Raw genomic sequence first — 6766 nt, 5'->3', positions numbered from 1 at the left:
TCGCACATACGACGAATTTGACGATTTAAACCTTGCGTTAAAACAATTTTAAACACAAACTGACTCATTTTTTCTACTTTACATTTTTTGGTAATGGTGTCTAAAATAGGCAATCCATTGCTCATTTGATTAATGAAAGTTTCAGTAATTGGTTTGTCAACAGTTACAATATATTCTTTTTCGTGGTTGTTTCTGGCACGTAAAATTTTGTTCACAATATCTCCATCATTGGTCATAAATATTAATCCTTCACTGGCTTTGTCTAATCTTCCGATTGGGAAAACACGTTCGGGGTAATTGATATAATCAACAATGTTGTCTGGAATGTTAAGATTGGTCGTACATTCAATTCCTGCAGGTTTATGGAAGGACAAATAAATGGGTTTTTTATTTGCGTTGGATACTAATTCGCCATTTACACGAACTTCGTCTCCTGGAGCTACTTTCGTGCCTAATTCTGGAGATTGTCCGTTGATGGTGATTCTGCCTTCTTCCAATAATCGGTCAGCCTCTCTACGAGAGCAAAATCCTGATTCTGACAAATATTTATTGATGCGTACTATTTGATCTTCCATTAGGCAAAGGTAGTATTTTAGTTTAAATGTTTATGGGGTTTGTTTTGTTTAAAATTCCAATAAAAAAAATTCCAAATCCCAAATTTAAAACTTGGAGTTTGGAATTTTTAATTTGGTTTTTATATTGAGTAAAAGCCTAATATTTCGACTTTAAAACTTTCGAATTTTCGACCTTCGACTAATTCAATTACATTTTGGCGAAAATTTTCTCCATTTTTTCTCTTTCTTCGTCAGCTAAAACACTGTCTACTAAAATACGTCCACTGTGCTCATCGGTTAAGATTTTTTTTCTACCTGCAATTTCCATTTGAGTTTGTGGTGGAATAGTAAAGAAAGATCCTGCAGACGCGCCACGTTCGATAGAAACAACTGCTAAGCCATTGACAACACTATTTCTAATTCTGTCGTAAGCTGCTAATAAACGAGCTTCAATTTTACCTCTAAAATCATTAGATTTTTCAATTAAGAAGTTTTCGTCTTTTTCGGTTTCCGCCATAATATCACTTAATTCTGCTTTTTTATGTTTTAAGTGATTTTCTTTACTTTCCAGTTTGTCTTTTGTTTGATTAACAATTTCTTTTTTGTTTTCAAACGTAACTTTCATTTCTTTAATGTGCTTTTCAGCCAATTGAATTTCTAATTCTTGAAATTCAATTTCTTTAGATAAAGAATTAAATTCTCTATTGTTACGCACATTTTTTTGCTGTTCAGTATATTTTTTTATTGCTGCTTTATAGTCATCAATATTATTCTTTTTTTCTTTTGCTTGATGATCGATGTTGTTTAAATCGTCGTTTAATTTTTCTAAACGTTTAGATAATCCAGCTACTTCATCTTCTAAATCTTCAACTTCTAAAGGTAATTCTCCTCGTACGTTTCTTATTTCGTCAATTTTAGAATCAATTAATTGTAAGGCATAAATTGCTCTTAATTTTTCTTCTACGCTTAGTTCTTTTGTATTTGCCATATTGTTAAAAATATTTAACGGGATTTGTATTTAATTCTGATAAAATGATTGCAAAATTAGTGATTTTTTCTTTAAGAAAGTCAACAATATAATTTTTTGTATATCTTTCGCTTTCAAAATGACCAATATCCGCCAAAAGTAGCTTATTTTCGGCTTCATAAAACTGATGATATTTTAAATCGGCGGTTAAAAAAGCATCCGCTCCTGCTGCAATTGCATTTTTTATGGCAAAACTACCGCTTCCACCTAAAACTGCAACTTTTTTGATTTCCGATGCTAAAAATTGACTATGACGAATACTGCCACATTCCATTTTTTCTTTGACAAATTGTAAAAAAGCGTTTGGCTTCATTGGTTGTTCCAATTCGCCAATCATACCTAAACCAATATTTTGATGTTCGTTTTCTGTTTTGTAAATTTCATATGCCACTTCTTCATACATATGATTAGCAAATAATGCCTTTAATATGTTGTTTTGCAAGTGTTTTTCGAAAATTACTTCTATCTTTATTTCCTCTTCAATTTGTAAAATATGTTTTTGTCCAAGTACTGGATTGCTGTTTTCATTACCTTTAAAAGAACTACTTCCTGTAGATGTAAAACTACAATTATCATAGTTGCCAATGCTACCTGCGCCAGCATCAAACAAAGCTTGTTTTACTTGATTTTCGTTTTCAGGTTTGGTATATGTTACTAATTTATAAATGAAATTTTGCTTAGGTATTAAAACTTTAGTATTCGTTAAACCTAAAGCATCGCAGAAAATTTTATTCACGCCATTTTGATGATTATCTAATGCGGTATGAACGGCATAAATGGCAACATCATTTTTTATGGCTTTGATAATAGCCCGTTCTACATAATTTTTTCCAGTAATTTTTTTTAATCCAGAAAACAAAATAGGATGGAAGCAAACTACTAAATTACATTTTTTGGAAATGGCTTCCTCAATAACTTCTTCTAAAGCATCGTGGCAAACTAAAATACCAGTAATGTCATTAGTGTGAGCAACTAAAAGTCCAACGTTGTCAAATTCTTCAGCGTAAGCCAAAGGTGCCAATTTCTCAAGATGTTTTGTAATTTCGGATAATTGCATTTTTCGTTTTAGAAATTTTGTATTTTTCAAAGATAAAAAATGCAATTGATTTAAATATAATTTACTTGAAATTTAATTCATACGATTTTTGTACATTTGTATATCTAATTCTAAGGACTACTTTTGTAAGTCATTATTTAGATAAATAACTATGAATTTTATACGTAAACTACTTTTTCCGCTTGGAGGTTTATATTGGTTAATTACTTTTATTAGAAATTGGCTATATGATTTAGGTATTTTTACTTCAAAATCATATGAATTACCAGTTATTGCAATTGGAAATTTAAGCGCTGGTGGCACAGGTAAAACCCCTCAAACAGAATACATCATTCGATTATTAAAAGATACATATAAAATTGCTGTTTTAAGTCGTGGTTATAAACGAAGTTCAAAAGGTTTTGTATTGGCAAATGATGTAGTTACTGTTGCGGAATTGGGTGACGAATCGTATCAAATGTATTCCAAATTTCCTGAAGTTTCTGTTGCCGTTTGTGAAGACAGACAAATTGGAATTGACAATTTAATTTCAAAAAGCAATCCAGATGTAATTTTATTAGACGATGCGTTTCAGCATAGAAAAGTAAAAGCGGGTTTTTATATATTATTAACTGCTTATGACGATTTGTTTTCAGATGATTTTATTTTGCCTTTCGGAAATTTACGAGAAAGTGCCATTGGTAAAAAGCGCGCCAATGTAGTTGTTGTTACGAAATGTCCACAAAATATATCTGAATTAAACAAAGATGAAGTAAAACTAAAATTAAACGTAAATGTTCCAGTTTTTTTTACTTCTATTGACTACGATTCTAAAGTATTTAGTACTGAAAATAGTATTTCGGTTTCAGATATAATTGCTACAGAGAAATTAATTCTTGCAGGAATTGCAAAGCCAAATTATTTTATTGATTATTTAAATTCAGGTACTGATAAAGTTATGATATATCCAGATCATCATAATTTTTCAGAAGCTGAAGTTTCAGAAATAAATGAATTGTCAAAAGATAAAATTATAGTTACTACCGAAAAGGATTTTATGCGTTTAAACGGAAAAATAAAATCGAGTAACTTGTTTTATTTACCTATTCAATCCAAATTTATCTCAGATAAAGAACAATTTGATGCATTAATAAGCAATTGGGTAAAAAGTTATTTTACGTAATCACTTATTACGCTGTAAAAATACTCTGGATTAAAAGGTTTTGTAATTACTTCATTCATTCCAAAAGATAGTAACGTTTCTTTGTTTTCGTTTAATGAAATAGCAGTTAACGCTATAATTGGCGTTGTTGTGTCAAATTTTCTAATTTCTGCTGTAGCTTCTGTTCCATTAATTCCTGTTAAGTGAACGTCCATTAAAACCAAATCAAAGGTGTTATTTTGCATTTCAACAATTGCCTCTTCGCCGTTGTCAATTATAGTACAAATCATACCTTTATTTTCCACCATTTTTTTAGTAATCATTTGGTTGATTTTGTTGTCTTCAACCAATAAAACGGTTTTGTTTTTTAAATTGTCGTAAGAAGTTACTTTCTTTTTCTCGTGATTTAAAATAATTTCGGCATTTGATTTTCCGAAATTTAAATCGAAATATAATTTTGTCCCTTCGTTTACTTTGCTTTCTAAATGAATTTCGCTGCCTAATAATTCAATAATTTTCTTAACGATAGAAAGACCTAAACCAGTTCCTCCATACGTTCTGTTTATTTCTACTGAACCTTGCGAAAAACTATCGAAAATATTGGCAATTTTGTCTTCTGGTATTCCGATTCCATTATCTTGAATTATGAAATTCAAAGTTACCGTATCGTTTTCTACTTTTATGGTTTTTACCGAAAGCGTAACCTTGCCGTTTTTAGTGAATTTAATAGAATTATTGATTAAATTTATTAAAATCTGAGATAATTTTGTAGGATCGCCAAGTAAATTTTTGTGGTTTTCTAAATCTAATTCTAATCTAAAATCAATATTGTTTTGTTCAATAAAACCATTGAACGATTCACGAATATTTTGAATTAATTCTTCTAAATTGAAATTAATTCGCTCAATATGTATAGTGTTCGATTCCAATCTGTTTATCTCCAAAATATCATTAATAAAACTTAAAAGATAATTTCCAGAAAACTCTAACGATTTTAAATAATTTAATTGGGTCGATTTTGGATTTTCTTGTAAAAGCAAATGTGTAATTCCGTTTATAGCATTTAATGGCGTTCGTAACTCGTGACTTACCGTAGATAAAAACTCCGAACGGGCATTTGATGCCAGCTCTGCTTTTTCTTTTTGTTCCGTTAATTCTTCGTTTTTTTCTTGTAAAAGTTTATTCGTAACGGTTCTAATTTTATTGTTCTTGTATAAAGAAAAACTTAGTAATGATAAAATGGCAATTAATACAATGCTCATTATACTTATCAGTTTATTAAACCGAATGGATTTTAATTGATCGTTTTTCTCTTTTTCCAGTTTTTCAACAATTTCTAACTGATTGTCGTGCTCTTTTTTATTGATAAGTAAATCCGTATTGGCAAGACTTGAGTTATTTTTAATCTCATTTAAAGTTAAAAATTCTTTTAAATAAAAATTTGATAATTTATAATCTTCTTGTTTTTCACTAATTAAAATAAGGTTGTTTAATATTTTCTTTTTAGAAATTCCGACCGTATTATTTTCTACTAATTTCAATGCTTTTTTTGAGAAATCTAATGCCTTATCATATTCTTCCTGCGAATAATAAATTTTACTAAGCTGATAAAGCGCTTCAATTTTACTTGGTTCTACATCTCTGCTCGTATTGGCAATATTATCAAACACAAGAATGGCTTCTTCTAAATTGTTGTTGGCTTTTAAAGTTAATCCTTTCTGAAGTTCAATTAACACTAAAGTATTGTTTGAATTGATTGCATCGTAAATGGAATACGATTTGTTGAAATATAATTTCGCAATCTTAAAATTTCTTTTTTCTAAGTAAAGAGTTCCTAATGCGTAGTTGATTTTAGCGACTTTAGAAGTACGAACTTGATTGATTTCATAGTAATTAGAACATTTTATAAAGTTAACAATAGCTTCATTAAAATTGTTGGTTTCTAAATACAAGCTTCCTAAAAAATAATAGCAATCGTATAGTTTTTCTTGATTTTTGTATGCTTTAGAATACTCAATAGCTTTCTGAGCGTACTTTATGGCGTCTTTTGAATTGTATTTTTCTTCAAAAGAATAATTGGCTAATTCTAAAAAATAGGTAATGCTATCAGTTTTGTTTTCCTTTGTCTGAGAAAAAGTAAATAGTGAGAAAAAAGTAAGTAGAAAAAGGAGTTTTTTCATTATTTAGTATTCAAAACCTATATTAATATTGTTAAAATTAGTATTTATTTTTCGATAAAAAAAGAATTAAATCAATTATACGAGAAGAATATCCAATTTCATTATCATACCAACCCACAATTTTAACCATTTTATCAATTACAGAAGTTAATTGCGCATCAAATACACACGAATTTTTATTACCGATAATATCTACCGAAACAATTGGGTCTTCTGTATATGCCAAAATATTTTTCAATTCGATTTCAGCAGCTTTTTTAAAGGCTAAATTAATTTCTTCTATAGTAACTTTTCGCTGTACATTAAATGTAATATCGGTTAACGAACCATCTGGAACAGGAACTCGAATACCACATCCACCAATTTTCCCGTCTAATTCCGGAAAAATTTTTGTTATTGCTTTTGCAGCGCCAGTTGTAGTTGGAATTATAGATTGCGAAGCACCTCGTGCACGTCTTAAATCTTTATGAGGTTGGTCGTGCAAACTTTGGTCGGTAGTGTAGGAGTGAACCGTGGTAATATATGCTTGTTCAATACCACACAATTCTTGTATGATTTTAAGCATTGGTGCTGCGTTATTTGTTGTGCAGCTGGCATTGGATATGATAGTTTCCGAACCATCTAAAATATGTTCATTAACACCTAAAACAACAGTTTTTATTGTTTCGTCTTCAGGAGGCGCGGATAAAATTACTTTTTTTGCTCCAGCTAAAATATGTAAACCAGCGGTTTCTGAAGTTTTAAATTTTCCAGTCGACTCAATTACAAAATCGATATTTAGGTTTTTCCAAGGTAATTTAGAAATAT

General features: G+C 29.7%; 6 protein-coding genes. 1 reads left to right on the top strand and 5 read right to left on the bottom strand.

Annotated features, from left to right (window positions below):
* From ABWO04_RS09130 to ABWO04_RS09120, 3 genes are all read right to left on the bottom strand, one after another.
* Positions 1-575: pseudouridine synthase (locus tag ABWO04_RS09130; protein ID WP_353079357.1), on the bottom strand; the 575-nt coding region annotated here is incomplete at its 3' end.
* Positions 576-762: 187 nt separating this feature from the next.
* A complete protein-coding gene (locus tag ABWO04_RS09125; protein WP_353079355.1) occupies positions 763-1542 on the bottom strand; it encodes a zinc ribbon domain-containing protein in 780 nt (259 codons plus the stop codon).
* Positions 1543-1546: 4 nt separating this feature from the next.
* Positions 1547-2638 (bottom strand): Nif3-like dinuclear metal center hexameric protein, encoded by a 1092-nt coding sequence (locus tag ABWO04_RS09120; protein ID WP_353079353.1) that lies wholly within the window; start codon positions 2636-2638, stop codon positions 1547-1549.
* Between the two features lie 151 nt (positions 2639-2789).
* Here ABWO04_RS09120 and lpxK point away from each other — a divergent pair, with 151 nt between their 5' ends.
* Positions 2790-3800, top strand: coding sequence for a tetraacyldisaccharide 4'-kinase (gene lpxK, locus ABWO04_RS09115; protein WP_353079351.1), 1011 nt, complete (start codon positions 2790-2792; stop codon positions 3798-3800).
* On the opposite strand, the gene ABWO04_RS09110 is transcribed toward lpxK, so the two are convergent.
* Together ABWO04_RS09110 and ABWO04_RS09105 are read right to left on the bottom strand one after the other, a co-directional pair.
* Positions 3788-5959, bottom strand: coding sequence for a tetratricopeptide repeat-containing hybrid sensor histidine kinase/response regulator (locus tag ABWO04_RS09110; RefSeq protein ID WP_353079349.1), 2172 nt, complete (start codon positions 5957-5959; stop codon positions 3788-3790). The genes lpxK and ABWO04_RS09110 overlap by 13 nt on opposite strands.
* Positions 5960-5996: 37 nt before the next feature.
* The coding region (locus ABWO04_RS09105; protein ID WP_353079347.1) for a type I glyceraldehyde-3-phosphate dehydrogenase at positions 5997-6766 on the bottom strand (770 nt) is incomplete at its 5' end.

This window comes from Flavobacterium sp., from assembly GCF_040382755.1.
Classification (GTDB): domain Bacteria; phylum Bacteroidota; class Bacteroidia; order Flavobacteriales; family Flavobacteriaceae; genus Flavobacterium.
This window is presented reverse-complemented; position numbering and strand designations above follow the sequence as displayed.